We start from the raw sequence: 23,435 nt of genomic DNA on the forward strand, positions 1-23,435 counted from the left end.
TCCGTCATCGTCCACAATCCGCTTCGCTGATCCGCGATGAAGCTAACCCGTTGGTCCATTGCGCAGCTCTCTCGCCAAGGCATCGGCTGTTCCTCCCAGCCGACAGAGAACTGTCACCTATCCATCCGGTCTACTGTGTTACCTATCTATCCGGTCTGGACATCGCGCCACCTTCTCCCGCAAGGGGAGAAGGGGCAGCGGTGATTGCGGCGAGATTTACTCCGCCGTCTGCTCCCGCAACTCCGCGACATCCTTCGCCGTCAGCTTCGAGCCCTTGGTCCCGAACCGCGCCGTCACGTAGTTCGCCACCGCCGCGATCTCGTCGTCCGTATACGCATTGCCAAACGCCGGCATCGAGAGTGCGCCATCCGGCGTATGCCGCTTGGTGCCTGAGAGCACGATCTGCGCGACGTTGGTGGCGGCGGGGTCGTTGACGGCCCAGGTTCCGGTCAACGTCGCCATCGGCGAGACCGGGCTCTCGCCGCTCCAGCCGTGGCAGCTGGCGCAGGCGCCGGCGAACAGCATCTTGCCGCGTGCATCCGCCGTCACGCCGTCCTTGTGAGCGGCGGGCGCGACCGGCGCCGTGGTGGCGGGCAGGTCGGGCGAGGGCTGCGGCGGCACGCTGCGCAAGTAAGCAACGATGCTGCTGATGTCTTCGGGGGCGAACTGGCTGAAGCTGTGATCGACGGCTTCACCCATCGGACCCGAGGCCGAGCCGTGGCCCGGTGCGTGACCGAGCGAGAGATACGAGATCAGATCCTGGTCGCTCCAGTTGCCGAGGCCCGTAGCCTTGTCGGAAGAAATGTTGAAGGCGCGCCAGCCAGCGGTGATCGCGCCGCCAAACTTCTTGCGGTTGTCCAGCGCAAAACCGAGATTGCGTGGCGTGTGGCACTCGCCGCAATGCGCCAGCGCTTCCGCAAGATACGCACCTCTGTTCCACTCCGGGCTCTTCGAGGCATCCGGCGCAAAGCGCGTGTCCGGATTGAACACGGCCGACCAGACAATCATCGCCCAGCGCTGGTTGAACGGGAACGACAGCGTGTTGTCAGGCGCCTTCGCGCGCACCGCCGGCAGGCTGAACAGATAGGCCTTCACCGCCAGCACGTCCTCGTCGGTCATGAAGGTGTAGGACGTGTACGGCATCGCCGGATAGAGCCGCGCCCCGTCACGGCGCTTGCCGTGCTGGACCGCGCCCAAAAATTCCTGGTCGCTGTAATTGCCGATGCCGGTGTCCTTGTCCGGCGTGATGTTGGTCGAATAGAGCGTGCCGAACGGCAGCTTGAAGCCAAGCCCGCCGGAATAGTCCTTCCCGCCGGGCGTGGTGTGGCAGACCATGCAATCGGCCGCCTTGGCGAGGTATTCGCCGCGTTCGACCAGGCTCGCCTTCTCGAGTTTCGCGGGCACGCCGGTCGGCTTGCCGGCGCGGTAATCCGCCAGCGCCACCTTCGTGCCGCCGGCGAAGTCGAGCGGACCGGGCCCGCGGATGATCCAGACGCCTGATACCGCCACCACAATGGCGATCACGATCAGGCTTGTGAGGATACGCATCTTGCCGCTCATGCCTTTTTCCCCGCAGCCAGCAGTTTCCGATCGATCGGCAGGCGCCGCAGCGCCACGCCGGTTGCGGCGTAAATCGCGTTGCGCAGCGCTGGCGGTCCGGCGGTCGTGCCGGTCTCGCCGATGCCGCCGGGCGCCTCGCCGCTCTTGACGACGTGAACCTCGATCTTGGGCATCTGGTTGATCCGCAGCATCCGGTAGTCGTTGAAGTTGGATTGCTGGACGCGTCCCTTGTCGATGGTGATCTCGCCGTAGAGCGCGGCGGTGAGGCCGAAGACCAGACCGCCCTCGATCTGGGCCACGATGATATCGGGATTGACGGCGATGCCGGTATCCATCACCGAGGTCACACGGCGCAGATGGATCTCGCCCTGCTCGTCGACCTCAGCTTCCACCACCGTGGCCATGCAGCTCCCGAAGGACGGCTGCAGGCACACGCCGCGCCCGACGCGCGCGGGCAATGGCTGACCCCAATTGGCTTTTTCTGCCGCGAGGTTGAGGACGGACAGGAAGCGCGGCTGATTGGCCAGCATACCACGGCGAAACTCGACCGGGTCCTTGCCCGCCTTGCGCGCCAGCTCGTCCATGAAGCATTCGGCGGCAAACACGTTGTTGTTGGGGCCGACCCCGCGCCAGAACCCGGTCGGGATCGCCGGCGGTTCGGCCCTGACATATTCGACGTGGAAATTCGGGATCTCGTAGGGCACGTCGGTGGCGCTATCGATCGCGTCGATGTCGATGCCCTTCTGGAACGCCGGCGGCAGCCAGCGCGCGATGATCGCCGCACCGGCGATCTTGTATTTCCAGCCGACGATCTTGCCGCCCGACAGGCTCGCCGCGATCGTGTCGCGATAGACCGGTCGATAGACATCGTGCTGGATGTCCTCCTCGCGGGTCCACACCACCTTGACCGGACCGTCGACCTGCTTGGCGATGCGAACGGCCGCGACCACCATGTCGGGCTCGAGCTTGCGGCCGAAGCCGCCGCCCAGCAGATGCTGGTTGACGGTCACTTTCTCAACCGGGAGTCCGGCGGCCTTCGCCGCTTCCGACTGCACGCGCGCCATGATCTGCGTTCCGGTCCAGATTTCGCAGGAATCCGGCTTGCAATGAACCGTGGCGTTCAGCGGCTCCATCGTGGCATGGGCGAGAAACGGGAGCTCGAACGAAGCCTCGAATTTTTCACCGGCCGCGAGGCCCTTGCCGATGTCGCCGGTTGATTTGGCGACCACGCCGTCCTTTGCGCTGGCGGCGCGCAGATCGTCCCAGACCGCTTTCGAATTGATCTTTGCGTTCGGCCCCTCGTTCCATTCGATATCGAGCGCATCGAGGCCTTTCTTTGCCGCCCACATGTGATCGCCGACGACGGCGACGAGATCGTCGAGCACCACGATCTGTCGCACGCCGGGAATCTTCTTCGCGGCGCGGTCATCGACCTTGCCGACCTTGCCGCCGAACACCGGGCACTGCGCCAGCGTCGCGAACTTCATGCCCGGCACGATGGCGTCGATGCCGTAGACGGCCTTGCCGTTGACCTTGTCGGGCGTATCGAGCCGCTTGAGCGGCTGGCCGATATAGACGAAATCCTTGGGGTCCTTGAGCGGGACGTCCTTGGGCGGCGTCTGGCCGCTCGCGGCGGCCGCCAGCGCACCGTAGGAGAGCGTCCGGCCGCTCGCCTTGTGCGTTACCTGGCCCTTCGATGTCGTGCAACTGGCGGGATCGACCTGCCATTGCGCGGCCGCGGCCTGCACCAGCATGGCGCGTGCGCTGGCGCCGGCGACGCGCAGCGGCTTCCAGAACGCCCGGACCGATGTGGAGCCCCCGGTCGCCTGAATGATGAAAATCGGATTGCCGTAGAGCTTCTCGTTGGCGGGGGCGTGCAACAGCTGGACCTTCGACCAGTCCGCGTCGAGTTCTTCCGCCAGAATCATCGAAACCGCGGTGTAGATTCCCTGTCCCATCTCGACTTGCGGCATCACCAGCGTAGTCGCGCCTGACACGTCGATGCGGATGAAGGCGTTCGGCGCGAACTTGCCGTCGGTCACGTCAGGCGGCTGCACCGGCTCGTTGGGGGCGGCGCGCAGCGGCAGATGGAAGGCGAGCAGGAAACCGGTCGCAAGGCCGCCGGTCAAAAGCGTGCGGCGGGAAAAATTATGATGTGCATTCATGGTGGACCTCAGGACTGGCCGTTGGCGGCGTGCTTGATGGCCTCGCGGATGCGGACATAGGTGCCACAGCGGCAGATGTTGCCGGCCATCGCAGCGTCGATGTCGGAATCATCAGGGTTGGGCGTTGCCGCCAGAAGTGCTGCCGCCGACATGATCTGGCCGGACTGGCAATAGCCGCACTGGACGACTTCGGCGTCGAGCCAGGCCTTCTGCACCTTCGCGCCCGCGGGCGTGCTGCCGACATGCTCGATGGTGGTGATGGCGCGGTTCGCCACCGCGCTGACCGACAGCACGCAGGAGCGCACCGCCTTGCCGTCGACATGCACCGTGCAGGCGCCGCATTGCGCAATGCCGCAGCCGAACTTGGTGCCGGTCATCCCGAGGATGTCGCGCAACACCCACAGCAGCGGCATGTCCGGTGGCGCGTCGAACGATTTCGTTTCGCCGTTGATGGTGAGAGTCGTTGCCATATGCATCCTCTTGCTCGATGGATCGCTGACGGCGATCGGTTCGGCGAATTTGCGCGACCATAATCATACCGATGCGAAATGATGAAGCGCCGATATTTCCGGCAATGCATATTTGCGCTGCTAACGCGTCAGGCCATGACGTTCACGAATTTGTGCGGCGATCGCTGCAACGGATTTGGGCTAGTTGATATGATAAGCGTCATGTTTTGACGCATTTTCGCGGCATGGTTCATTGATCGCCGCGATTGCTCGTGCGAATGCGCAAATTCATGCGATGACGAAAGTCGTGCGTTTGGGAAAGTCGGGCGACGGCACGTCCTCGCCTGCGGCCATCCTTCGAGACGCCCGCCTGCGGCGGGCCCTCAGGATGAGGACCGAGTGGGCGGCCGTCGTTTTGACGAGCACCGATGCCGCTTAGCCTCATCCTGAGGAGACCGCGAAGCGGTCGTCTCGAAGGACGAGGCGCTTGTTCAGAATTGTAGGGTGGGTAAAGGCGCGCTTGCACCGTGTCCACGAATTTTGCAAGACAGCAATAGACAATTGGGCACGCTTCGCTTTGTCCACCCTACGGCACTGCGCCATGAGTATGTCAGGTGACCGCGCCCCGCGCCGCGATCGGCCAAAGCGCCTCCACGCGGGCATCCGGCGTATTGAAGCCGCGCACGCCGATATACCAGTCGTAGAGATTGACGGTCGGGTCGCAATGACCCGGGATGAGCGTCACCTTGTCGCCAATCGCCAGTCGTGACGAAGCGCTGTCGAAGTCGAGCAGGCCGTGCTCGTCAGAGGGCCGATGATAGCGCAGGTCGGGCCGGCCCAGCACAACCGGAAATCCGCTGTCGTTTGACAGGGCCTTGTGGCCCGCATCGATGACCGCGCGTTCGCCGGAGGCGGTGCTCATCACGGTCGCGATCACGAACAGCGCATGTTCAAACAGGTTGGCATTGCGCGTCCCGTCGGCGACGTTTTTCGCGTAGTCGGCGTCCATGAAAATATAGGAGCCGGCCTGCAATTCGTTCCAGACGCCGCTTGTGCCTTCGAGCTCGAACGTCCCGGTTCCCGCACCTCCAATCGTCCGGCATTGAAAGCCCGCTTCCTTGAGGACGCGAAGTGTCTCCATGGTCGCGTTCGCGGCACTGGCGATGGCAGTGCGGCGCTCCTCCGGCGTGCGCAAGTGCTGGGCGGAGCCGTGGTAGGCCTGTAAGCCGCCGAACGACAAGAAGCGTGAACCCGCCATCTGCCGCGCCAGGCCGGCTGCGGCTGGCCCCGGCCTGACGCCGCAGCGACCGGCGCCGACGTCGACCTCGACCAGGACTTCGATCTGCGAGCCGGCCCGTTCCGCGGCGAGCGCCAGTTGCTCGAGCACGATCGAATCGTCGACGCAAACGCTGATGCGCGCGTGGCGCGCGAGGGATGCGAGCCGTTCCAGCTTCCGTAGACCCACCACCTCATTGCTGACGAGGACGTCACTCACCCCGCCCGCCACCAGGCTCTCGGCCTCGGCAACCTTTTGGCAACACATGCCAACCGCGCCGCGCGCGATCTGCTTGGCCGCGATGATCGGCGACTTATGGGTCTTCGCATGCGGACGCAACCGAACGCCGAGCTTGCGGACCGCTGCCGCCATCGTGTCGAGATTGCGCTCGAAGGCGTCGAGGTCGATGATCAGCGCCGGTGTATCGATCTCGGAAAGCGGCGCGCCGATTTGGGTGGGTGGAAGGGACATCGAAAACCAACTGATTGTGTTCGGGCTCGCGCCCCGAATGTGCGGCGGCCATTGTTATGGCAATAGCGGCCGCCGCACCAGTGCTGGCGGCTTCGACGCTCAGCAGGCGCGGGATCGTCAATCATTTGCCTTGAATGGTGCTGCAAGGCCGACGAGCAACGCGAGAAGGGCTCGGGCCAGGACCCGTCGCTGATGTGCTCCGGGGCGGACGCAGGCCTCGCGCGGTGAGCAGCCTCTCTCCTGTAAGTGCGATTTCGGAATATTGGTATTCTATCCCTGTTTTGCCCGACGGGTCAAGGGTTCATCAGGCGCCTTGCGTGCGATGAGGCCCAAGCCGTTGATTTCCCACGCACCGCCTACTGTGCATGGGGTTGTTTTGAATTTTTGATGTGAGGACCGTCGCGACGGTCGTCAGCCCTGCCGGAAACCCATCCGGAAGGCGCCCCAGTGCTTGCCGCGAATCATGATCGGCGAAGACAGGTCCTTCATCAGCACGAACTGCCCGCCGCCCATGTCGCGGCGATAGGTCTGCAGCAGGAACGGTTTTGTGTTGGCCCCGACCTTCTTCACCGTGCGGTCGGTGAACAGGCGGCGGTTGCGGCAATTGGCGTTGTTCCAGACCGGGTCCTTGCCCTGCGGCAGGCGGTAGTTCGGATTGTGGGTCGGCAGATAGCCACCCTTGGCCCAGGCGACGCAGAACACGATGCGGGGATCGGATTTCTGGATCGGGTCCTGGATCGCGGGCAGCACGCGGTCGGTGAAGTCGACATAGTCAGTGTTGTACTGCTTGGGATCGGTGCCCGGGATCTCCCGAAAGGTCTCGTCCATGAGCTGGTCGAGCGTGATCTCGCCGCGGCCGATCGCGGCCTCGAATTCGTCCGAGATCCGCCTGGCAGTCTCGACGACGACGCGGATCAGCGGCGCATCCGAGGTCTCCACGCCGCTGTCGGCGATGAGTGCGATCAGGCCTTCGGAGGTGTCGAGCAGCTTTGTCACGCGCTGATCGGCGTTCTTGAGATCGCGCGAGGACAGGTCGACGCCCTTGGCGAGCTCGCTGAGCTCGCTGATGACGGTGTCGCAATGGCCGAGATTGGAGGTCGCCGCGCGCGTGACGCTGTCGATCTCCGCCTCCACCGAGGCAAAACCCTGCTGGACGCGTGAAATGATGCCGGAGATCTGCTGGGCGCCTTCGCCCGCGGTCTTGGCGCGTTGCGAGGCGTCGCTGCTCTCGCCGATCAGGCCTTCGATCTGGCCGTCGAGATCGCGCACGGTGTCGGAGATCTGATGCGTGGCCTGGCGGGTGGCCTCCGCGAGGTTTTTGACCTCGCTTGCGACCACCGCGAAACCGCGGCCGGCATTGCCGGCGCGCGCGGCTTCGATGGTTGCGTTCAGCGCCAGCAGATTGGTCTGCTTCGCGATCGCCTCGATCGAGCCGGAGACCTTTGCCACCTGCGCCAGCGCCGAGCCGACCGCGCTGAGGCGCGCCTCGATCCGCTCAACGGCTGCGACGAGTTCGGAGATGTGGCTGACGGCGGCATCGACCGCGCTGCGCGACTGTGCGATCTCGCCGACCGCGGCCGACGTGGTCGTTTGCACGGCCTGCGATGCGTTGGCGATGTCGTGGTTGGCCGAGACCATCGTCTCGGCGGTCTTCTGGAGATGATGGAACCGCTCCGACTGGCCGGCGACGCGGCTTGCGACTTCCTGGACGTTGCCGGCAATGTCGGCGAGCTCCACGCCAAGACCGCCGATGCGGTCGGCGAGCTGGTCGATCAGCCGTTCGGCCAGCGTCCGGTTCGATCCGGTGTCGAATACTGCAAGCTGCGCGAGGGACATGTTACGGGCTTCCTCCAAGCGGAGCCGTTGATCGGCTCACCGCGGCATTCCCATTCCAATTCCAATTGCAGGCTTAGAGGATGATTCGCGCCCGGCGTCTTGCCTGAGCGTGCACTACAGTTTGTAGGCCGTGCGAAATCCACCCCAGTGCCGGCCCTGCACGCGGATCGGGACGTCGATCTCGCGCATCATCACCGTATTTCCGTTGCCCATGTCACGGGCATAGCTCTGGACCAGATACGACCGCAAATTGTGTGCGGCCGCTAACCCCGCCGGATCGTTGAAGATGCGCCGGTTACGGCTGTTGGCCGTGTTCCAGGCGGCATCGCCCGGCCGCTGCGGATGCGAATAGATCTTGTTGTGCACCGGCAAAAAGCCGTTGCGGTCGACCATGGCGCAAAAGGCCATGCGCGGGTCCTTGGCCAGGAAAGATTCCTGGAACGGCGGCAGCGCGCGGTCGGCCCAGTCCAGATATCTGGTGCGGTATTGCTGCGGATTGGTCCCGGCGATCTCGGCATAGTCGGTGTCGAAGAGATCGTCGATCTTGACGTCGCCGCGCGCGACCGCCTGCTCGAAAATCGCAGTCAGCGCATGGCCCGCTTCCATGGCGCGGGTGACGAACTCGGTGTTCTCCTCGTGGATCGACCAGAGCCTGTCTTCGATCTTCTCGCGAAGATCGGCATTGGGGCTGACGAACTGCGCGCGGGCGCCGGCCTTGGACTGCTCGGTCACGCGCAGGCGACAGGCGCCGACGTTTTCGAGGGTGCCTTCGACGATGGCCTGCGTCGCAAGCCGGCTCGCGTCGGCACCGCCGATCAGCACACCGTCCATCGAGATCTCATAGACCGGCAGCACGTTACGCGCCGTCTCGAACTTGAGATGGCAGGGCAGCCGCTCGGTCTTGCGGCGGTCGTCGTGCTCGCTCTGACGCAGCAGCACCGCGCAGCGCGATTTCAGCTTCTGTGCGAAGGTCGTGACCGCCTTGCCGGCGCTGGCAACGCTCTCGCCGTGGGTTTCGGCCGCCTTGGTCGCGGCATCGATCTCGGCCGCGCTCTCGCCGACCGAGACGATGAAGTCCGAGGCGCTGGCGGCATTGCCGGAGACTTCGCTGGTGGTGGCGTTCTGCTCGGCGACCGCGCCGTTGACGGTGTCGAAGACAGGGCGGATCGCCTCGATCGCCTGCGAGATCCGGTGCACGGCATCGGCCGAGCCGGCAGCGTCGCGCTGCAGCGCGTCGATCTTCTTCGTGATTTCTTCCGTCGCGCCCTGGGTCTGCACCGCGAGCGCTTTCACTTCGGTCGCGACGACCGCAAAGCCCTTGCCGGCCGCGCCCGCGCGCGCGGCCTCGATGGTCGAGTTGAGCGCGAGCAGCGTCGTCTGCCGCGCGATCTGCGCGATCAAATTGACGACATTGCCGATCGCGGCGGAGGATTCGCGCAGGCGGTCGACATTGGCACGGGCTTCCTGTGCCGCGGCGCTGGCCTCGTCGGCGAGCTTGCCGGCCGCGCGGACCTGCGCGCCGATGCCCTGCGCGGACTGGGTGAACTTGTCGGCGGCATGGGCGAAGGTGGAGGCGTTCGATTGTGCCGCATTGGTGCGGCCGGTGAGGGCGTCGGTGCGGTCGCGAATGGCGGCAAGCGTGGTGGCGGTCGCCTCGGCGCCGCCGGCGACCGAATTGGCGGCCCGCTCGAGCTGGCGGATCATGGCGCCAAGCTCGAGTTCCAGCAGTTCCAGGATTTCCTTGGCGGAATCGGCTTCGGCGGGAGCAGGCGCGGGCACGACCGGGGCCGCCTGCGGAGCGGACGCAGGCGCGGCCGTCACCGGCTGACGCTTCCGAAATAATGCGAACGCCATCAGGTCACTCTTGTCGGGGAACGGTCGGGCGCTATTTTCGCAGGCTGGAATGAAATCAGGGTTAACGGTGCCTGACTATTGGGCACGGGGCGCTACGGTGTTACCTTAAAGTCGCAGAGCCCCTTTCATTCCGGTGGGTTGGCGGCCTATAACGCCGCGCTTCCCACGCTCACCTTGGCGCACGATTCCTTTACGAGATCACGCATGGCCGGACATTCCCAATTCAAGAACATCATGCACCGCAAGGGGCGGCAGGATGCGCAGAAGTCAAAACTGTTCGGCAAGCTGGCGCGGGAAATCACCGTCGCGGCCAAGCTCGGCACGCCCGACCCCAACATGAACCCGCGCCTGCGCGCGGCCATCATCGCGGCGCGCCAGGAGAACATGCCGAAGGATAATATCGAGCGGGCCGTCAAGAAGGCGCTCGGCAATGACAGCGAGAACTATGACGAGATCCGCTACGAGGGCTATGGCCCCGGCGGCATCGCCGTCATCGTCGAGGCGCTGACCGACAACCGCAACCGCGCGGCTTCCGACATCCGCTCCTTCTTCACCAAATCGGGCGGCAATCTCGGCGAGACCGGCTCGGTCTCCTTCATGTTCGACCGCACCGGCATCATCGAATACGACCGCAGCGTCGCCGACGACGATGCGGTGCTCGACGCCGCGATCGAGGCCGGCGCCGACGACGTGCTGTCCGGCGAAGGCGGCCACGAGATCTACGCCTCGACCGAGAGCTATCGCGACGTCGCCAAGGCGCTGGAAGCCAAGTTCGGCGAGCCGCGCAAGGCCGCGCTGATCTGGAAGCCGCAGAACACGATCGCGGTCGACGACGAGACCGGCGAGAAGCTGCTCAAGCTGATGGATCTGCTCAACGAGCACGACGACGTCCAGCACGTCTACGCCAATTTCGAGGTGTCGGACGCGCTGATCGCGAAGATGGGCGGGTAGGGGCCGCGCCCGGGGCACGAGACCGCCTTTCCCCTGTTACTTCCGTTCTGTTTCTGTTTCCCCCACGGCGGCCAGCCGCTATCACTGGCCCATGACTGCGCTCCCGATTCGTGGCCCCGTTCGCATCATCGGCATCGACCCCGGCCTGCGCCGCACCGGCTGGGGCGTGATCGAGGCCGAGGGCAATCGCCTGATCTACGTCGCCTGCGGTTCGGTGGAACCGCCGGACGATTTGCCGCTGGCGAGCCGGCTGCTCGGGATTCACGAGGGGCTCGCCGCCGTCCTGTCCGATCACAAGCCGATGGAAGCCGCCGTCGAACAGACTTTCATCAACAAGGACGGCGCTGCGACACTGAAGCTTGGCCAGGCCCGCGGCGTCGCCATGCTGGCGCCCGCAATATTCGGCATCTCTGTCGCCGAATACGCGCCGAACCAGGTGAAGAAGACCGTGGTCGGCGCCGGCCATGCCGACAAGCACCAGATCGCGATGATGCTGAAGATCTTGCTGCCGAAAGCCGACCCACCGTCGGCCGACGCCGCCGACGCCCTCGCCATCGCCATCACCCACGCCCATCACCGCCAGAGCACGGCGCTGCGGTTGAGGGTGGTGGGACTATGATCGGCAAGCTCAAGGGCCTGATCGATTCCTACGGCGAGGATTATGTGATTCTCGACGTCGGTGGTGTCGGTTACCAGGTGCATTGCTCGACCCGCACGCTGCAGCATCTGCCGTCGCCCGGCGAGGCCGCCGTGCTGTCGATCGAGACCTACGTTCGCGAGGACGCGATCAAACTGTTCGGCTTCCGCACCGATCAGGAACGCGAATGGTTTCGGCTGCTCCAGACAGTGCAGGGCGTCGGCGCCAAGGTCGCGCTCGCCGTGCTCGGCACGCTGGCGCCTTCCGATCTCGCCAATGCCATCGCGCTGCGCGACAAGGCCGCGGTGGCGCGCACGCCCGGGGTCGGCCCCAAGGTCGCCGAGCGCATCGTCACCGAGTTGAAGGACAAGGCGCCGGCCTTCGCCAATGTCGATCCCGCTGCCGTGCATCTTGCCGGTGCCGTCGACGACCAGCGCGCGCCGCGCCCGGTGGCGGACGCAATCTCCGCGCTGGTCAATCTCGGCTACGGCCAGCCGCAGGCCGCCGCGGCCATTGCATCGGCATCGCGCAGTGCCGGCGAGAGCGCCGAGACCGCGCAGCTCATCCGGCTGGGCCTGAAGGAGCTGTCGAAGTGAGCACGGCCCGCGCCAATCCCGTCGCCGCTATCTTTCGTCGCCTTTTGCGCGCGGCCGGTATCGTCGTGATTTTCTCCGTCGTGGGGCCGCTGACGACCGCCGCACTGGTTTCGGTGATGGTGACGGCGCTCGGTGCCGCGGTGCTGCAGCTGTTTCTTGCGCTGCTCGAGTTGGAGGCACTGCGCGCGCTGGCGTCAATCGCGATCGTGCTGCTGGCCATCGCCACGGTTCTCGCCTCGTTCCTTCCTGCGGTCGCCGCCGGCCTGATATTCGCGCTCCCAGCGGTCTACGCCGACCTCAACATGATCTGGATGGCGTGGCTCGCCGCAGCCGTGGCCGCGGCCGGCTTCGTCGCGTTCGGCATGTTCGTCGTGCCCTCCGAAACCTCCGCGGTGATCTTGCCGGGTATCCGTTCCGCGCCCGAGGCGCTGAAGCTTTCTGCGATGCTCGCCATCGTCGCCGTCATTCCAGCCAGCCTGTGCTGGTGGCTCGCGAAACCGCTCCATCGTGTTATCCTGCCCGCATGAATACGCCTCCCCGCATGGTCACGCCCGAGCGCCGCAGCGACGATGTCGGCGACACCGCGCTGCGCCCGCAATCGCTGTCCGACTTCGTCGGCCAGCAGCAGGCGCGCAAGAATCTCTCGATCTTCATCGAGGCCGCACGCAAGCGCGGCGAGGCGCTGGATCACGTGCTGTTCGTTGGTCCCCCCGGCCTCGGCAAGACCACGCTGGCGCAGATTGTGGCCAAGGAGCTCGGCGTTGGCTTTCGCGCCACATCGGGTCCGGTGATCGCCAAGGCGGGTGATCTCGCAGCACTCCTCACCAACCTCGAAGAGCGCGACGTGCTCTTCATCGACGAGATCCATCGCCTCAGCCCGGCGGTGGAAGAGGTGCTCTATCCCGCGATGGAGGATTTTCAGCTCGACCTCATCATCGGCGAAGGCCCGGCGGCGCGCTCCGTGAAGATCGAGCTGTCGAAATTCACCCTGGTCGGCGCCACCACGCGCGCCGGCCTCCTCACCAATCCCTTGCGCGACCGCTTCGGCATTCCGATCCGGTTGAATTTCTACACGATCGAGGAGTTGGAGAGCATCGTCACCCGGGGGGCACGCGTGCTCAATGTCGGCATGAGCGCGGACGGCGCCAACGAGATCGCGCGCCGCGCGCGCGGCACGCCGCGTATCGCCGGCCGTCTGCTCCGCCGCGTGCGCGATTTCGCTTCCGCCGCCGATGCCACCTCGATCGACCGCAAGATTGCCGATCACGCACTGAGCGCGCTCGAGGTCGACGCCGCCGGCCTCGATGCCATGGATCGTCGCTACCTCACGACCATCGCGATGAACTATGGCGGCGGCCCGGTCGGCGTCGAGACGATGGCGGCTGCATTGTCCGAGCCGCGCGATGCGATCGAGGACATTATCGAGCCATATCTGATCCAGTGCGGTTATCTGCAGCGCACGCCGCGTGGCCGCCTGCTCACCTCGCACGCCTTTCGCCATCTCGGCATCACCGAGCCCTCGCGCGATGCGGCGTCACAGTTCGGGCTGTTCGGCTCGGACGAGAGCGACGACTGATCTGCGCACGCGGAGTGCTACGTTGTCATGAATTTCCGGTAACCTCTGTGCAGATGACCTGCACGAATGCACCCCAATTCCGCTCCAATCAGACCGCATCACGGAAGCGTATCGGAGGCGAGCTTTCATGATCACGCGCCGTCATCTCATCCGCTCCATCGGCGGCCTGTCTGCTCTCGGCGTCTCGACCGCGGCCTATGGCGTCGGCGTCGAGCCGGTGCTGCGGCTCCAGGTCACCCGCTATCATCCGACCCCGCAGCAATGGCCGGCGGATTTTCCGCTCAAGATCGCCGTGATCGCCGACATCCATGCCTGCGATCCCTGGATGTCGCTGGAGCGGATCGAGGGCATCGTTGAGCGCACCAATGCGCTGAACGCCGACATCATCGTGCTGTTGGGCGACTATGTCGCCGGGGTTCACCAAGTCACGCGCATCATTCCGTCGAGCGAGTGGGCCAAGGTGCTCGTGGGCCTCAAGGCGCCGCTTGGCGTCCATGCCGTCATGGGCAATCACGACTATTGGGTGGACAGGGCTGTGCAGCAGGCGGGGCACGGGCCGACGGTGGCGCATCGCGCGCTGGAGGCGGCTGGCATTCCCGTCTACGAGAACGATGTCATCCGTCTCACCAAGGACGGGCGCCCGTTCTGGCTCGCCGGCCTCGGCGATCAGCTCGCCTTCCTGCCGGCGCGGCGCTTCCGGAGCACGGGGCGCTTCGGCGCCGACGATCTCACCGCGACGCTTGCCAAGGTCACCGACGATGCTCCGGTGATCCTGCTCGCGCATGAGCCCAACATCGCGCCGCGTGTGCCCGCACGCGTCGCGTTGCAACTGTCCGGCCACACCCATGGCGGCCAGATCCGTCTGCTCGGCTGGTCACCGGCCGTTTCGCGGCAGCAGGGCCTCCGGCTCGCCTATGGTCACTTCCGCCTGAAATGCGATCTCATCGTTTCGGGCGGCCTCGGTTGCAGCATCGTGCCCGTCCGTTTCGGCGTGCCGCCGGAGATTGTCGAGGTGACGTTGGGGCAAGCTTCCTCGGTTGTGTCCTAACACGCTTGCGCGCCTGGCCGTTTTTGCGCAAAACGGGTGGGTTACCGAAAAGCGAAGGGGCTCGCGACGTGACTGCTCATCTCGACGGCGAGATCCGCGACGGCCGCCACCACATGCAGGTTCGTGTCTACTACGAAGACACGGATTTTTCCGGCATCGTCTATCACGCCAATTATCTGCGCTACATGGAGCGCGGGCGCACCAATCATTTGCGTCTGATGGGCGCCGAGCAGCAGGCGCTGTTCGAGCAGGCCGCGACGGAAGATTCCGGCTTCGCCTTCGTGGTGCGCTCGATGCATCTGGACTTCTTGAAGCCTGCCCGAATGGACGACGTGCTCGATGTCGTGACCTGGCCGACCGCGGTGAAGGGCGCCTCGATCATGCTGGCGCAGGAGGTGCGGCGTGGTGGGGACGTGCTGGTGAAAGCTGAGGTGCGCGTCGCCTTCATCAGCGGCGGCCGCGCCCAGCCGATCCCGAAATCGATCCGCACGCTGATGAAGGCCGATTTGATTTCCTGATCGCCCGATAAGTGATCGGCCGATAGGTCATGGCCTATCGACTCCACCAATCGCAGCGATAGATTGCGGCCCTGATCAACCGATGAGGCCATCATGTCGCGCCCGCCGCTTCCGCCTTTCACCCGAGAGACCGCCGCGCAAAAGGCGCGCATGGCCGAGGACGCCTGGAATTCACGCGATCCGGTGCGCGTCTCGCTTGCCTATACCGAGGACAGCCGCTGGCGCAACCGCTCGGAAGTCTTCCAGGGCCGCGAGGCCATCGTCACGTTCCTCACCCGCAAATGGGAGAAGGAGCACGACTACCGCTTGATCAAGGATCTCTGGGGCTTCGACGGTAACCGCATCGCGGTGCGCTTCCAGTACGAATGGCACGATGCCGGCGGCCAGTGGTATCGCTCCTACGGCAACGAGCAGTGGGAGTTCGACGAGCATGGCTTGATGCGGCGGCGTGAGGCCTCGATCAACGACATCGCGATTGCGGAGAAGGACCGCCGGTTTCACTGGGCAGCGCCGGGGCCGCGGCCGGCCGATGTAGCGGGGTTGGGAACGGATCCGTTCTGATTACCTAATCGCCCTCATTGCTCTTGCCTTTTGCTTTTGGGAGGTCCTCCCAAAACCACATACTGCCTAACGCCGTTACGAAACCGGCGGCCATCAGCATCCAGCCCTTCCACCAAAGCGCGAAAAACAGGAGATAGATTACTGCCCCCAGCCCTACGACAATAAGGGTGAGTGCAAACATCAGGCTTATCGTGCGGCGAATTGGGCTCATTCCCCGTCCTGCCGAAAGCGTCCAGAGGACAATTGTGCCCCATCATTGATGACACTCAAGGGGAGAAGGCAAAGGAATGCGCGACTAAGTTGCCGTGCGCCTTGCCAGAAACCGCGTGATCGCCCCGCCGAGCTTGGCGTTATCCATCGGCTCCGCCAGCGACACCCGCGCCGTCGCGACAACATCCTCCGGCGCCTTGCCGTCGCGGAGCTCGCAGCACACCTCGGCGAACTCCAGATCGAACTCCGGATGCGGCTGCACGGTCAGCGTCGCGCCATTGGCGTAAAGCAGCCCGGCATGCGGGGTGAATTCGGACGAGAGGATCGTGAGCGCATCGTTCGGCGCCTCGACCACCTGGTCCTGATGCGAGCAGGCGATGGCGACCGCATCGCCCTCGACGACGCCGTTCTCCGGCAGCACCTGATAGACGTGCCGGCCGATGCCCCAGCCCTTCTCCGATTTGCGCACGGTGCCGCCGAGCGCCTGCGCGATCAGCTGATGGCCGAAGCAGATGCCGACCATCGGCGTCTTGTTGGCGTAAGCCGTGCGCACGAAATCTTCCAGCGGCGCGATCCAGTCGAGCCCGTCATAAACGCCGGCGGCAGCGCCGGTGATCAGCACGGCCTCGAGCTTGCCCGGATCGGGGAGTGCGTCGCCATTGGGGATGCTGACCACGTCGACCGTGGCCGTCGGGTCCTCGGCGCGGACCATGCGTTCGAACATGTCCGGAAACGAGCCGTGCTGCTCGCGGTATTTTGGCGGGACCTGTCCGGTCTCGATGATGGTGATGCGTGCCATGTGCCCCCCAAGGTCAAAAGGTTGCGAAGCCTAGTTGCTTTCTGCCCCATGTTGCTGGTGTGGCGCTGTGCGCTCCAGCAGCGCGCTTTCCTTGCGCACCTCGTTGAGAAAGGCCTTGGCCAGGCGCGACAACGGCTCGGCCTCCGACCATAGCATATAGGCAATCGCGCGCGTCGTCGGTGTGAACGGCCGGACGACGAGACCGTGGCCGCCATTCTGCCGCGGCGAGAAGGGATCGACCACGGCGGCGCCGACGCCGGCGCTCGCGAGCACGCAGGCCGTGTTGCAGTAGCGCACCTCGACGGTCGGCCGGAACGGCGCGCCGGCCCGGGCAAAGCTGTCGCGCACGGCCTCGCCAAGACGTGTACCGCGCTCGAGCCCGATGAAGGGCAGGCCGGAGAGATCAGCGGCCGAGATCACGGGCCTATCGGCAAGTGGATGCTGCGGCGGCAGCACGCAGACCATCTCGCCGGAGTGCACCACCTCATGCGCAATGCCGGGATGATGCGTCAACCCGAGCGCAAAACCGAGCTCGGCGACGCGGCTGAGCACACCCTCGATGATGCCCTCATAGCGCCGGACGTCGAAGAACACGCGCGTCTCCGGGCGGCGGCGCAGGAAGCCTGATAGGGCAGACGGGATGATGCTGTAGGCCAGCGGCGGCGTCGCCACGATGGCAAGATGTCCGGAGCGGTTCTCGCGCAGATCGCGCACGCGGTTCTCGAGCTTTGCGTGCAGCGCGAAGATCGCCTCGCTCTCCTTGTAGAGCGCCATCGCTTCGGCGGTCGGAAACAGTCGGTTGTTGACGCGCTCGAACAGCGCAAAGCCCGCCTGCGCCTCCATCGTCTTCAGCGCGTTGCTGACCGCGGGCTGCGACAGCGCCAGTTCGTCCGCCGCCGCCACCGTGGTGCGATGGCGGATGACGGCACGGAGGATCTCGAGCTGACGCAGGTTCATATCACTGCCGATTATACTCTGGGCCAAAACATCATAGCAGAATGAATTGATTTTACAGCCCCGCTTCAGCGTAATGGCGGCGGATTTGCACGTCGCATCAAAGGGTTCATCCGCCCATTGAGGCAGCACTGCGCACAGATTGGAGGCAATCTTGGTTCGTATCCTTCGCGCCGCCGCAGCTCAGATGGGGCCGACGCAAAAAGCCGATACGCGCGAGCACACGCTGAAGCGGATGCTCGACATGCTGGAGGAGGCCGCCGGCCGCGGCGCCAGCCTCGTGGTGTTCCCGGAGCTGGCCTTCACCACCTTCTTTCCGCGCTGGCTGCTCGAGGGCGATGCGCTCGACAGCTATTTCGAGCGCAGCATTCCGAACCCCGCGATCGCAAAACTGTTCGACCGTGCGCGCGCGCTGCGCGTTGGCTTCTATGTCGGCTATGCCGAGCTGACCCCGGACGGCCGCCGTTACAATTGCGCCATCCTGGTTGACCGCGACGGCGAGATTTTGGGCCGCTATCGCAAGGTTCATCTGCCGGGCTCGGTCGAGCCTCGGGAGGGCGCGCGCTACCAGCAACTCGAGAAGCGCTATTTCGAATATGGCGATCTCGGCTTTCCCGCCTTCCGCGCCGGTTCGGCCTGGGCCCACGCCATCATGGGCATGATGATCTGCAACGATCGTCGCTGGCCGGAATCCTGGCGCGTGCTCGGCCTGCAAGGCGTCGAGCTCGTCTGCATCGGCTACAATTCGGCAGCCTATGATCCCAATGGCGGCACGACGGAAGACGGAGCGCTCCGCACCTTCCACTCGACGCTGGTGGTGCAGGCCAACGCCTATATGAACGCGACCTGGGCGATCTCGGTGGCGAAGGCGGGCGAGGAGGACGGCTCCGGGCTGATCGGCGGCTCCTGCATCGTCGATCCCAATGGACGAATTGTCGCACAGGCACAGACGCTCACCGACGAGGTCATCGTCGCCGACGTCGATCTCGACCTCTGCCGTCAGGGCAAGGACAAGATGTTCAACTTCGCCGCACACCGGCGGCCCGACCAATACAGAGTGATCACCGAGCGCGCCGGCGTCATCGAGCCGGCCGTTCTCGACGCTGACTAGCTAAATGGCACGGCGTTAGCAAAGAGATCGGCAAAGGAGCTGACATGACACGCCTCTCGCATTTCCTCGCTTTCGCAGCCTTGGCTGCCGTCACGTCCACGCAGGCGGCCGAACTTCCGGCGGAGATCAAGCAGGCGGGCTCGCTGAAGCTCACGGTGAACTCGACCTACGCACCTATGGAGTATCGCGATCCCGCGACCAACGAGCTGGTCGGGCTCGACATCGACCTTGCGAACGAGCTGGCGAAGCGGCTCGGCGTAAAGATCGTCTGGAGCGAGACGCCATTCGCCGAGCTGATCCCGTCGCTCCAGACCAAGCGCGCCGATTTCATCATCTCCGGTATCTCCGACCGCGCCTCGCGGCGCGAGACAGCCGATTTTGTCGACTATCTCGCGACCGGTCCGCAGTTCTTCGTGATGGCGGAGAGCGAGGCGAAGGCTGCGACCGATCTTTGCGGCAAGAAGGTCGGCACCACCCGCAGCACCAGCTTCCCGGTCGAGATCGAGAAGTGGAGCAAGCAGAATTGCGAGACGGCCGGCAAGCCCGCCATCCAGTACGTGCCCGGCGAGAATTCGATCGACGTCCGCAACCAGCTCAAGCAGGGCCGCATCGACGCCGCGGTCCAGGGCAGCGAGACCTTGCCCTATGCGCAATCGCAGGAGCCGGGGAAATATCGCGTCATTGGTGCGCAATTGTCCACGGGCTATCAGGGCATCATGTTCCGCAAGGATGACGCGGCCATGCGCGAAGTGGTCACGGAAAAACTCACCGCGATGATCGCCGACGGTTCCTACAAGGCCGTTCTCGACAAATGGGGCCTCGGCGCAAACGCGGTCGCCCAGCCGACGCTGAACGCGGCGCCGCAATGAAGCCGGTGCCGGCACTCGCGGAGGGTTTTCCCGATCTCTCGGGAATGCGGGTCGCGCGCGAGCCGCACTGGTTTCGCTGGCTCAGCGCGGCCCTGATCGTCCTTGTGCTGGCGGCGATCGGGCGCGCGTTTGCGAACGGTCAGATCGAATGGTCCTATGTCAGCCGTTTCCTGACCGTCAAGGTCATCCTCGAAGGCGTCGTCAACACCATGGTGATGGCGGTGCTCGCGATGGCGCTCGGTATTTTCCTCGGCGTCGTTGTCGCGGTGATGCGGCTGTCGCCCAATCCGGTGCTGAAGACGGTGGCTGCCGGCTATACTTGGCTGTTTCGCGGCACGCCGCTGATCCTTCAACTCCTGCTTTGGTTCAACCTTGCGCTGGTGTTTCCGACCATCGGCATTCCCGGCCTGTGGAGCGCTCGCGCCGTCGATGTCATGACGCCGTTCCTTGCTGCGCTGCTCGGGCTCGGCATCAATCAGGGCGCCTATACGTCGGAGGTGATGCGCGCAGGCATGCTGTCGGTCGACATCGGGCAATATGAGGCGGCACAGGCGATCGGCATGGGGCGCTTACGCGCGCTGCGGCGGATCGTCCTGCCGCAGGCGATGCGGGTGGTGATCCCGCCGCTCGGCAACGAGTTCATCGGCATGGTGAAGGCGACCTCGCTCGCCAGCGTCATCCAGTATCCGGAACTGCTGCACAACGCCGAAAACATCTATTACGCCAATTCCCGCGTGATCGAGCTGCTGATCGTCGCCGGTCTCTGGTATCTGCTCGTGGTCTCGATCCTGACACCGCTCCAGATGCTGCTCGAACGCCGTTTTGCCCGCGGCACATTGCGGCTTGCGCGATGACGAAACCCCTCGTCGCGATCCGCTCCGTAGCCAAGAATTTTGGAGAGTTTCAGGCTCTCAAAAACGTCTCGCTCGACGTCTGGCCCGGCGAGGTGATGTGCCTGATCGGCGCTTCCGGCTCCGGCAAGACCACGCTGCTCCGTTGTATCAACCAGCTCGCCATGATCGATAGTGGCGGCATCTGGCTCGACGGTGAGCTGCTTGGGGTGCGTGAGCAGTGTGGGCGGCTCCATCGGCTCAACGAGCGCGAGATCGGGCGGCAGCGACTGAAGACCGGCATGGTGTTCCAGCGCTTCAATTTGTTTCCGCACAAGACCGCGCTGGAAAACATTACCGAAGGCCCGACCCAGGTTCAGGGGCGCAAGCACGATGAGGTGCGCGGCGAGGCGCTCGAACTGCTCCGTCGTGTCGGACTTGCGGCCAAGGCCGATGCTTATCCCGCCCAGCTCTCCGGCGGCCAGCAGCAGCGCGTCGCGATTGCGCGCGCGCTCGCGATGAAGCCGATGCTGATGCTGTTCGACGAGCCGACCAGCGCGCTCGATCCCGAGCTTGTCGGCGAGGTGCTCGCCGTCATGAAGGAGCTGGCAAAGAGCGGCATGACCATGATGGTGGTAACGCACGAGCTCGGCTTCGCTCGCGAGGTCGCCGACCGCGTCGTCTACATGGACCAGGGCGCGATCGTCGAGCAGGGCCGTGCCTCGGAGGTGTTGGGCGCGCCGCGCGAGGAGCGCACAAAAGCATTTCTTTCGGCAGTGATCTGAAATGGGGGCGTGTTGATGAAGAGACTTTTGGTTGCGGCGGCGCTTATGGGCGCCATGAGCGCGTCGGTGATGGCCATCGAGCTGCCGGCAGAGATCGCCAAGCGCGGCAGCATCAAGGTGGCGGTGGTGCCGAACTATCCGCCGATGGAATTCCGCGATCCCGCCACCAACGCGCTGTCGGGCTTCGACATCGATCTCGGCGAGGCGCTCGGCCGCAAGCTCGGCGTCAAGATCGAATGGACCGAGACCAGCTTTGCCGAGTTCATGCCGTCGATTTCGACGGGGCGGGTGGATGCCATCCTGTCCGGCTTCACCGACTATGCGAGCCGGCACGAGATCGCTTCCTTCGTCGATTATTTGCGCAGCGGCCCAAAATTCTTCGTGCAGCAGTCCCGTGCGTCCGAGTTCAAAGACATGGCCGCGCTGTGCGGCAAGAAGGTCGGCGCCAGCCGCCGGACCATGTTTCCGGCAGAGATCGACAAGTGGAGCCAGAAGAATTGCGGTAGCAATTCGATCCAGTTCGTCGGCACCGACGGCTCGGCAGATGCGCGCACGCAGCTCAGGCAGGGCCGTATCGACGCCGCCGTGCAGGGCAACGAGACGCTGCCCTATCTGATCGATCTCGAGCCGGGCACCTATGCGCCGGTCGGCGATCCCATCGCGACGCAGTTCACGGGCATTGCGTTGCCGGTCAAGGAAAAGGCGTTGCAGCAGGCGATGGTCGAGGCACTCGATGCGCTGATCGCGGACGGCACCTATCGTACCCTGCTTGCCAAGTGGAAACTGAACGACAACGGATTAGAGAAGGCGACCCTCAATGCTGGACAGTAAGGCACTCAAGAGCATCCCGCTCACCCCAGCCAACACCGCGGATCCCGCGCCGGAATACCCGTGGCCGAAGCCGTACAATTCGGCGATGTTCCTCTCCTTCGATGTCGACGCGGAGAGTGCGTGGACCAGCAAGGACGCGGTGCACGCGCAGCGGCTCATCACCATGAGCTATGGCGGCTATGAGGCGCGCGTCGGCACGCCAAAACTGCTGGAGCTGCTCGACCAGCTCGATCTCAAGGCGACGTTCTTCGTCACGGGGTGGTCGGTCGACGCGCATCCGGCGATGGCCGAGTCGATCCTCAAGGCCGGCCACGAGATCGGTCATCACGGCTATCACCATCTCCTGCCTGATCCCGGCGATCCCTGGATCGAGGAGGAGCTGGAGCGCGGTTTTGAGGCGCTGAAGCGCCGGCTCGGCGTCAGGCCGACCGGCTACCGTGCGCCTTACGGCGAGTTCACCGAAGAGCTGCGTGTTGCGCTGGTGCGTCATGGCATCGTCTATACGTCCTCGTTCCGCGACGACGTCAGGCCCTATCGCCATCGTCTCGCCGACGGCAAGCCCGGCACGATCGAGCTGCCTGTCACCGCGAGCTATGACGACTGGATGCACGGCCTGTCCGCGCGCTTCAGCCCGCGCTCGATCTTCCCGAAGGAGCACGTGCTCTCGATCTGGAAGGACGAGCTCGACGAAACCAGGGACTGGGGTGCGATGGTGACGACTGTGCTGCATCCGCAATGCAGCGGCCGTCCGATGCGGCTGCGTCTGCTGCGGGAGTTCCTGACCTACGCAAAGTCGTGCCCCGACGTCTGGATCACGACCGGCGAGAAGATCGCGGAAAACTTCCTGCGCCACGAGGCCGGTAACCGCTAGGCAAAGCCATGACCCGTCGTCGCATCCTCGTCATCAACCCCAACTCCTCCGCGTCGGTGACGGCGGCGATCGACGACGCGGTCGCGCCGCTGCGCATCGCCGGCGGACCTGAGATCGAAGTGGTCGGCCTTGCCGAGGGACCGCCCGGGATCAGCTCGCAGCGCGATGCCGACAGCGTCGTGATGCCGCTGGTCAACCGCGTGTCGCGCGACAATGCGGATGCCTTCGTGCTTGCCTGCTTCAGTGATCCCGGCCTGCATGCGGTGCGTGAGGCCGCGGGCGCTCGCCCCGTGATGGGCATCGCCGAATGCGGCATCTTTCGCGCGCTGATGCTCGGCGAACGCTTTGGAATCATCGCGCTGTCGCCGTCGAGCATCCGCCGCCAGCAGCGCATGGCGCGGGTGATGGGCGTCGACAACCGCTACGCCGGAAGCTGGTCGGTCGGCGCGAGCGCGGCGGAGACGGCGGGCGCGGACATCCGCGGTCGCTTGATCGAAGCCGGCCGCGCGCTGGTCACGCAATGCCGCGCCGATGTCGTGGTGATGGGTTGCGCCGGCATGGCGTCGCACCGCGCCCCGATTGCGGATGCGATCGGCGTGCCCGTGATCGAGCCGGCGCAGCAGGCGGTGGCGGCCGCGATCGGCGCTGTCTTGTTGAACGCGTAAGATCCTTCAGGA

At 64.9% G+C, this 23,435-nt stretch carries 24 protein-coding genes; 15 read left to right on the top strand and 9 right to left on the bottom strand.

Annotated elements, in window-relative coordinates:
- Window positions 1–216 precede the first annotated feature (216 nt).
- The 6 genes from BMW89_RS33065 to BMW89_RS33090 form a co-directional block, all read right to left on the bottom strand.
- Window positions 217–1,560: a c-type cytochrome gene (locus tag BMW89_RS33065; RefSeq protein ID WP_092034526.1), complete on the bottom strand. Its 1,344-nt coding sequence runs from the start codon at window positions 1,558–1,560 to the stop codon at window positions 217–219.
- Window positions 1,557–3,725, bottom strand: a complete 2,169-nt coding sequence (locus BMW89_RS33070) for a xanthine dehydrogenase family protein molybdopterin-binding subunit (protein ID WP_177196499.1) — start codon at window positions 3,723–3,725, stop codon at window positions 1,557–1,559. Before BMW89_RS33070 ends, BMW89_RS33065 begins: the two co-directional genes overlap by 4 nt.
- 8 nt (window positions 3,726–3,733) lie before the next feature.
- The gene (locus BMW89_RS33075; RefSeq protein ID WP_177196500.1) at window positions 3,734–4,195 is read right to left on the bottom strand and encodes a (2Fe-2S)-binding protein; all 462 of its coding nucleotides are present in this window, start codon (window positions 4,193–4,195) and stop codon (window positions 3,734–3,736) included.
- 589 nt (window positions 4,196–4,784) lie between these two features.
- Complete coding sequence (locus BMW89_RS33080; protein ID WP_092034529.1) at window positions 4,785–5,921, bottom strand: DSD1 family PLP-dependent enzyme; 1,137 nt, start codon at window positions 5,919–5,921, stop codon at window positions 4,785–4,787.
- Window positions 5,922–6,332: 411 nt separating this feature from the next.
- Window positions 6,333–7,757, bottom strand: coding sequence for a methyl-accepting chemotaxis protein (locus BMW89_RS33085; protein ID WP_092034530.1), 1,425 nt, complete (start codon window positions 7,755–7,757; stop codon window positions 6,333–6,335).
- Window positions 7,758–7,871: 114 nt separating this feature from the next.
- On the bottom strand, window positions 7,872–9,611 hold the full coding sequence (locus BMW89_RS33090) for a methyl-accepting chemotaxis protein (RefSeq protein WP_092034531.1): 1,740 nt from the start codon (window positions 9,609–9,611) through the stop codon (window positions 7,872–7,874).
- Between the two features lie 204 nt (window positions 9,612–9,815).
- On the opposite strand from BMW89_RS33090, the gene BMW89_RS33095 reads away from it, so the two are divergent.
- The 8 genes from BMW89_RS33095 to BMW89_RS33130 all read left to right on the top strand — a co-directional run bounded on the left by BMW89_RS33095 (window position 9,816) and on the right by BMW89_RS33130 (window position 15,498).
- Entirely contained in the window at window positions 9,816–10,562 is a 747-nt protein-coding gene (locus BMW89_RS33095; RefSeq protein ID WP_092034532.1) for a YebC/PmpR family DNA-binding transcriptional regulator, read from the top strand.
- A gap of 91 nt (window positions 10,563–10,653) precedes the next feature.
- A complete protein-coding gene (gene ruvC, locus BMW89_RS33100; protein ID WP_092034533.1) occupies window positions 10,654–11,181 on the top strand; it encodes a crossover junction endodeoxyribonuclease RuvC in 528 nt (175 codons plus the stop codon).
- Complete coding sequence (gene ruvA / locus BMW89_RS33105; RefSeq protein WP_092034534.1) at window positions 11,178–11,795, top strand: Holliday junction branch migration protein RuvA; 618 nt, start codon at window positions 11,178–11,180, stop codon at window positions 11,793–11,795. The genes ruvC and ruvA overlap by 4 nt, the downstream gene beginning before the upstream one ends.
- Window positions 11,792–12,322: a hypothetical protein gene (locus BMW89_RS33110; protein ID WP_092034535.1), complete on the top strand. Its 531-nt coding sequence runs from the start codon at window positions 11,792–11,794 to the stop codon at window positions 12,320–12,322. The genes ruvA and BMW89_RS33110 overlap by 4 nt, the downstream gene beginning before the upstream one ends.
- The gene (ruvB, locus tag BMW89_RS33115) at window positions 12,319–13,371 is read left to right on the top strand and encodes a Holliday junction branch migration DNA helicase RuvB (RefSeq protein WP_092034536.1); all 1,053 of its coding nucleotides are present in this window, start codon (window positions 12,319–12,321) and stop codon (window positions 13,369–13,371) included. Before BMW89_RS33110 ends, ruvB begins: the two co-directional genes overlap by 4 nt.
- A 127-nt stretch (window positions 13,372–13,498) precedes the next feature.
- The gene (locus tag BMW89_RS33120; protein WP_092034537.1) at window positions 13,499–14,419 is read left to right on the top strand and encodes a metallophosphoesterase; all 921 of its coding nucleotides are present in this window, start codon (window positions 13,499–13,501) and stop codon (window positions 14,417–14,419) included.
- 113 nt (window positions 14,420–14,532) lie between these two features.
- Window positions 14,533–14,937, top strand: coding sequence for a tol-pal system-associated acyl-CoA thioesterase (ybgC, locus tag BMW89_RS33125; protein ID WP_244547759.1), 405 nt, complete (start codon window positions 14,533–14,535; stop codon window positions 14,935–14,937).
- A gap of 93 nt (window positions 14,938–15,030) precedes the next feature.
- Complete coding sequence (locus tag BMW89_RS33130) at window positions 15,031–15,498, top strand: nuclear transport factor 2 family protein (RefSeq protein ID WP_092034539.1); 468 nt, start codon at window positions 15,031–15,033, stop codon at window positions 15,496–15,498.
- Between the two features lie 4 nt (window positions 15,499–15,502).
- Here the strand turns inward: BMW89_RS33130 and BMW89_RS38225 are convergent, their stop codons facing one another.
- The 3 genes from BMW89_RS38225 to BMW89_RS33145 form a co-directional block, all read right to left on the bottom strand.
- Complete coding sequence (locus tag BMW89_RS38225) at window positions 15,503–15,679, bottom strand: hypothetical protein (RefSeq protein ID WP_177196501.1); 177 nt, start codon at window positions 15,677–15,679, stop codon at window positions 15,503–15,505.
- Window positions 15,680–15,793: 114 nt separating this feature from the next.
- Window positions 15,794–16,507, bottom strand: coding sequence for a type 1 glutamine amidotransferase (locus tag BMW89_RS33140; RefSeq protein WP_092034541.1), 714 nt, complete (start codon window positions 16,505–16,507; stop codon window positions 15,794–15,796).
- A gap of 30 nt (window positions 16,508–16,537) precedes the next feature.
- Window positions 16,538–17,464 carry a LysR family transcriptional regulator gene (locus tag BMW89_RS33145; protein WP_092034542.1) on the bottom strand — a complete coding sequence of 309 codons (927 nt, stop codon included), beginning with the start codon at window positions 17,462–17,464 and terminating at the stop codon, window positions 16,538–16,540.
- Window positions 17,465–17,615: 151 nt separating this feature from the next.
- Between BMW89_RS33145 and BMW89_RS33150 the strand changes: the two genes are divergently transcribed.
- From BMW89_RS33150 to BMW89_RS33180, 7 genes are read left to right on the top strand one after another with little or no spacing between them, the layout of a single operon-like run.
- Window positions 17,616–18,572 carry an N-carbamoyl-D-amino-acid hydrolase gene (locus BMW89_RS33150; RefSeq protein WP_092034660.1) on the top strand — a complete coding sequence of 319 codons (957 nt, stop codon included), beginning with the start codon at window positions 17,616–17,618 and terminating at the stop codon, window positions 18,570–18,572.
- Between the two features lie 44 nt (window positions 18,573–18,616).
- Window positions 18,617–19,441, top strand: a complete 825-nt coding sequence (locus BMW89_RS33155; protein ID WP_092034543.1) for an ABC transporter substrate-binding protein — start codon at window positions 18,617–18,619, stop codon at window positions 19,439–19,441.
- Entirely contained in the window at window positions 19,438–20,295 is an 858-nt protein-coding gene (locus BMW89_RS33160; RefSeq protein WP_177196502.1) for an amino acid ABC transporter permease, read from the top strand. Before BMW89_RS33155 ends, BMW89_RS33160 begins: the two co-directional genes overlap by 4 nt.
- Window positions 20,292–21,056, top strand: a complete 765-nt coding sequence (locus BMW89_RS33165; protein WP_092034545.1) for an amino acid ABC transporter ATP-binding protein — start codon at window positions 20,292–20,294, stop codon at window positions 21,054–21,056. The genes BMW89_RS33160 and BMW89_RS33165 overlap by 4 nt, the downstream gene beginning before the upstream one ends.
- Window positions 21,057–21,071: 15 nt before the next feature.
- A complete protein-coding gene (locus BMW89_RS33170; protein WP_177196503.1) occupies window positions 21,072–21,887 on the top strand; it encodes an ABC transporter substrate-binding protein in 816 nt (271 codons plus the stop codon).
- Window positions 21,874–22,758 carry a polysaccharide deacetylase family protein gene (locus BMW89_RS33175; RefSeq protein WP_092034547.1) on the top strand — a complete coding sequence of 295 codons (885 nt, stop codon included), beginning with the start codon at window positions 21,874–21,876 and terminating at the stop codon, window positions 22,756–22,758. The genes BMW89_RS33170 and BMW89_RS33175 overlap by 14 nt, the downstream gene beginning before the upstream one ends.
- A gap of 8 nt (window positions 22,759–22,766) precedes the next feature.
- The gene (locus BMW89_RS33180; RefSeq protein WP_092034548.1) at window positions 22,767–23,423 is read left to right on the top strand and encodes an aspartate/glutamate racemase family protein; all 657 of its coding nucleotides are present in this window, start codon (window positions 22,767–22,769) and stop codon (window positions 23,421–23,423) included.
- The last annotated feature ends 12 nt before the right edge of the window (window positions 23,424–23,435 follow it).

The organism is Bradyrhizobium sp. OK095 (genome assembly GCF_900109945.1).
Classification (GTDB): domain Bacteria; phylum Pseudomonadota; class Alphaproteobacteria; order Rhizobiales; family Xanthobacteraceae; genus Bradyrhizobium.

What these genes read in the sequence shown, in the direction of transcription:
- BMW89_RS33065 (WP_092034526.1), bottom strand. Translation starts at nt 1,560, where the DNA reads ATGAGCGGCAAGATGCGTATCCTCACAAGCCTGATCGTGATCGCCATT.
- BMW89_RS33070 (WP_177196499.1), bottom strand. Translation starts at nt 3,725, where the DNA reads ATGAATGCACATCATAATTTTTCCCGCCGCACGCTTTTGACCGGCGGC.
- BMW89_RS33075 (WP_177196500.1), bottom strand. Translation starts at nt 4,195, where the DNA reads ATGGCAACGACTCTCACCATCAACGGCGAAACGAAATCGTTCGACGCG.
- BMW89_RS33080 (WP_092034529.1), bottom strand. Translation starts at nt 5,921, where the DNA reads ATGTCCCTTCCACCCACCCAAATCGGCGCGCCGCTTTCCGAGATCGAT.
- BMW89_RS33085 (WP_092034530.1), bottom strand. Translation starts at nt 7,757, where the DNA reads ATGTCCCTCGCGCAGCTTGCAGTATTCGACACCGGATCGAACCGGACG.
- BMW89_RS33090 (WP_092034531.1), bottom strand. Translation starts at nt 9,611, where the DNA reads ATGGCGTTCGCATTATTTCGGAAGCGTCAGCCGGTGACGGCCGCGCCT.
- BMW89_RS33095 (WP_092034532.1), top strand. Translation starts at nt 9,816, where the DNA reads ATGGCCGGACATTCCCAATTCAAGAACATCATGCACCGCAAGGGGCGG.
- ruvC (WP_092034533.1), top strand. Translation starts at nt 10,654, where the DNA reads ATGACTGCGCTCCCGATTCGTGGCCCCGTTCGCATCATCGGCATCGAC.
- ruvA (WP_092034534.1), top strand. Translation starts at nt 11,178, where the DNA reads ATGATCGGCAAGCTCAAGGGCCTGATCGATTCCTACGGCGAGGATTAT.
- ruvB (WP_092034536.1), top strand. Translation starts at nt 12,319, where the DNA reads ATGAATACGCCTCCCCGCATGGTCACGCCCGAGCGCCGCAGCGACGAT.
- BMW89_RS33120 (WP_092034537.1), top strand. Translation starts at nt 13,499, where the DNA reads ATGATCACGCGCCGTCATCTCATCCGCTCCATCGGCGGCCTGTCTGCT.
- ybgC (WP_244547759.1), top strand. Translation starts at nt 14,533, where the DNA reads ATGCAGGTTCGTGTCTACTACGAAGACACGGATTTTTCCGGCATCGTC.
- BMW89_RS33130 (WP_092034539.1), top strand. Translation starts at nt 15,031, where the DNA reads ATGTCGCGCCCGCCGCTTCCGCCTTTCACCCGAGAGACCGCCGCGCAA.
- BMW89_RS38225 (WP_177196501.1), bottom strand. Translation starts at nt 15,679, where the DNA reads ATGTTTGCACTCACCCTTATTGTCGTAGGGCTGGGGGCAGTAATCTAT.
- BMW89_RS33140 (WP_092034541.1), bottom strand. Translation starts at nt 16,507, where the DNA reads ATGGCACGCATCACCATCATCGAGACCGGACAGGTCCCGCCAAAATAC.
- BMW89_RS33145 (WP_092034542.1), bottom strand. Translation starts at nt 17,464, where the DNA reads ATGAACCTGCGTCAGCTCGAGATCCTCCGTGCCGTCATCCGCCATCGC.
- BMW89_RS33155 (WP_092034543.1), top strand. Translation starts at nt 18,617, where the DNA reads ATGACACGCCTCTCGCATTTCCTCGCTTTCGCAGCCTTGGCTGCCGTC.
- BMW89_RS33160 (WP_177196502.1), top strand. Translation starts at nt 19,438, where the DNA reads ATGAAGCCGGTGCCGGCACTCGCGGAGGGTTTTCCCGATCTCTCGGGA.
- BMW89_RS33165 (WP_092034545.1), top strand. Translation starts at nt 20,292, where the DNA reads ATGACGAAACCCCTCGTCGCGATCCGCTCCGTAGCCAAGAATTTTGGA.
- BMW89_RS33170 (WP_177196503.1), top strand. Translation starts at nt 21,072, where the DNA reads ATGAAGAGACTTTTGGTTGCGGCGGCGCTTATGGGCGCCATGAGCGCG.
- BMW89_RS33175 (WP_092034547.1), top strand. Translation starts at nt 21,874, where the DNA reads ATGCTGGACAGTAAGGCACTCAAGAGCATCCCGCTCACCCCAGCCAAC.
- BMW89_RS33180 (WP_092034548.1), top strand. Translation starts at nt 22,767, where the DNA reads ATGACCCGTCGTCGCATCCTCGTCATCAACCCCAACTCCTCCGCGTCG.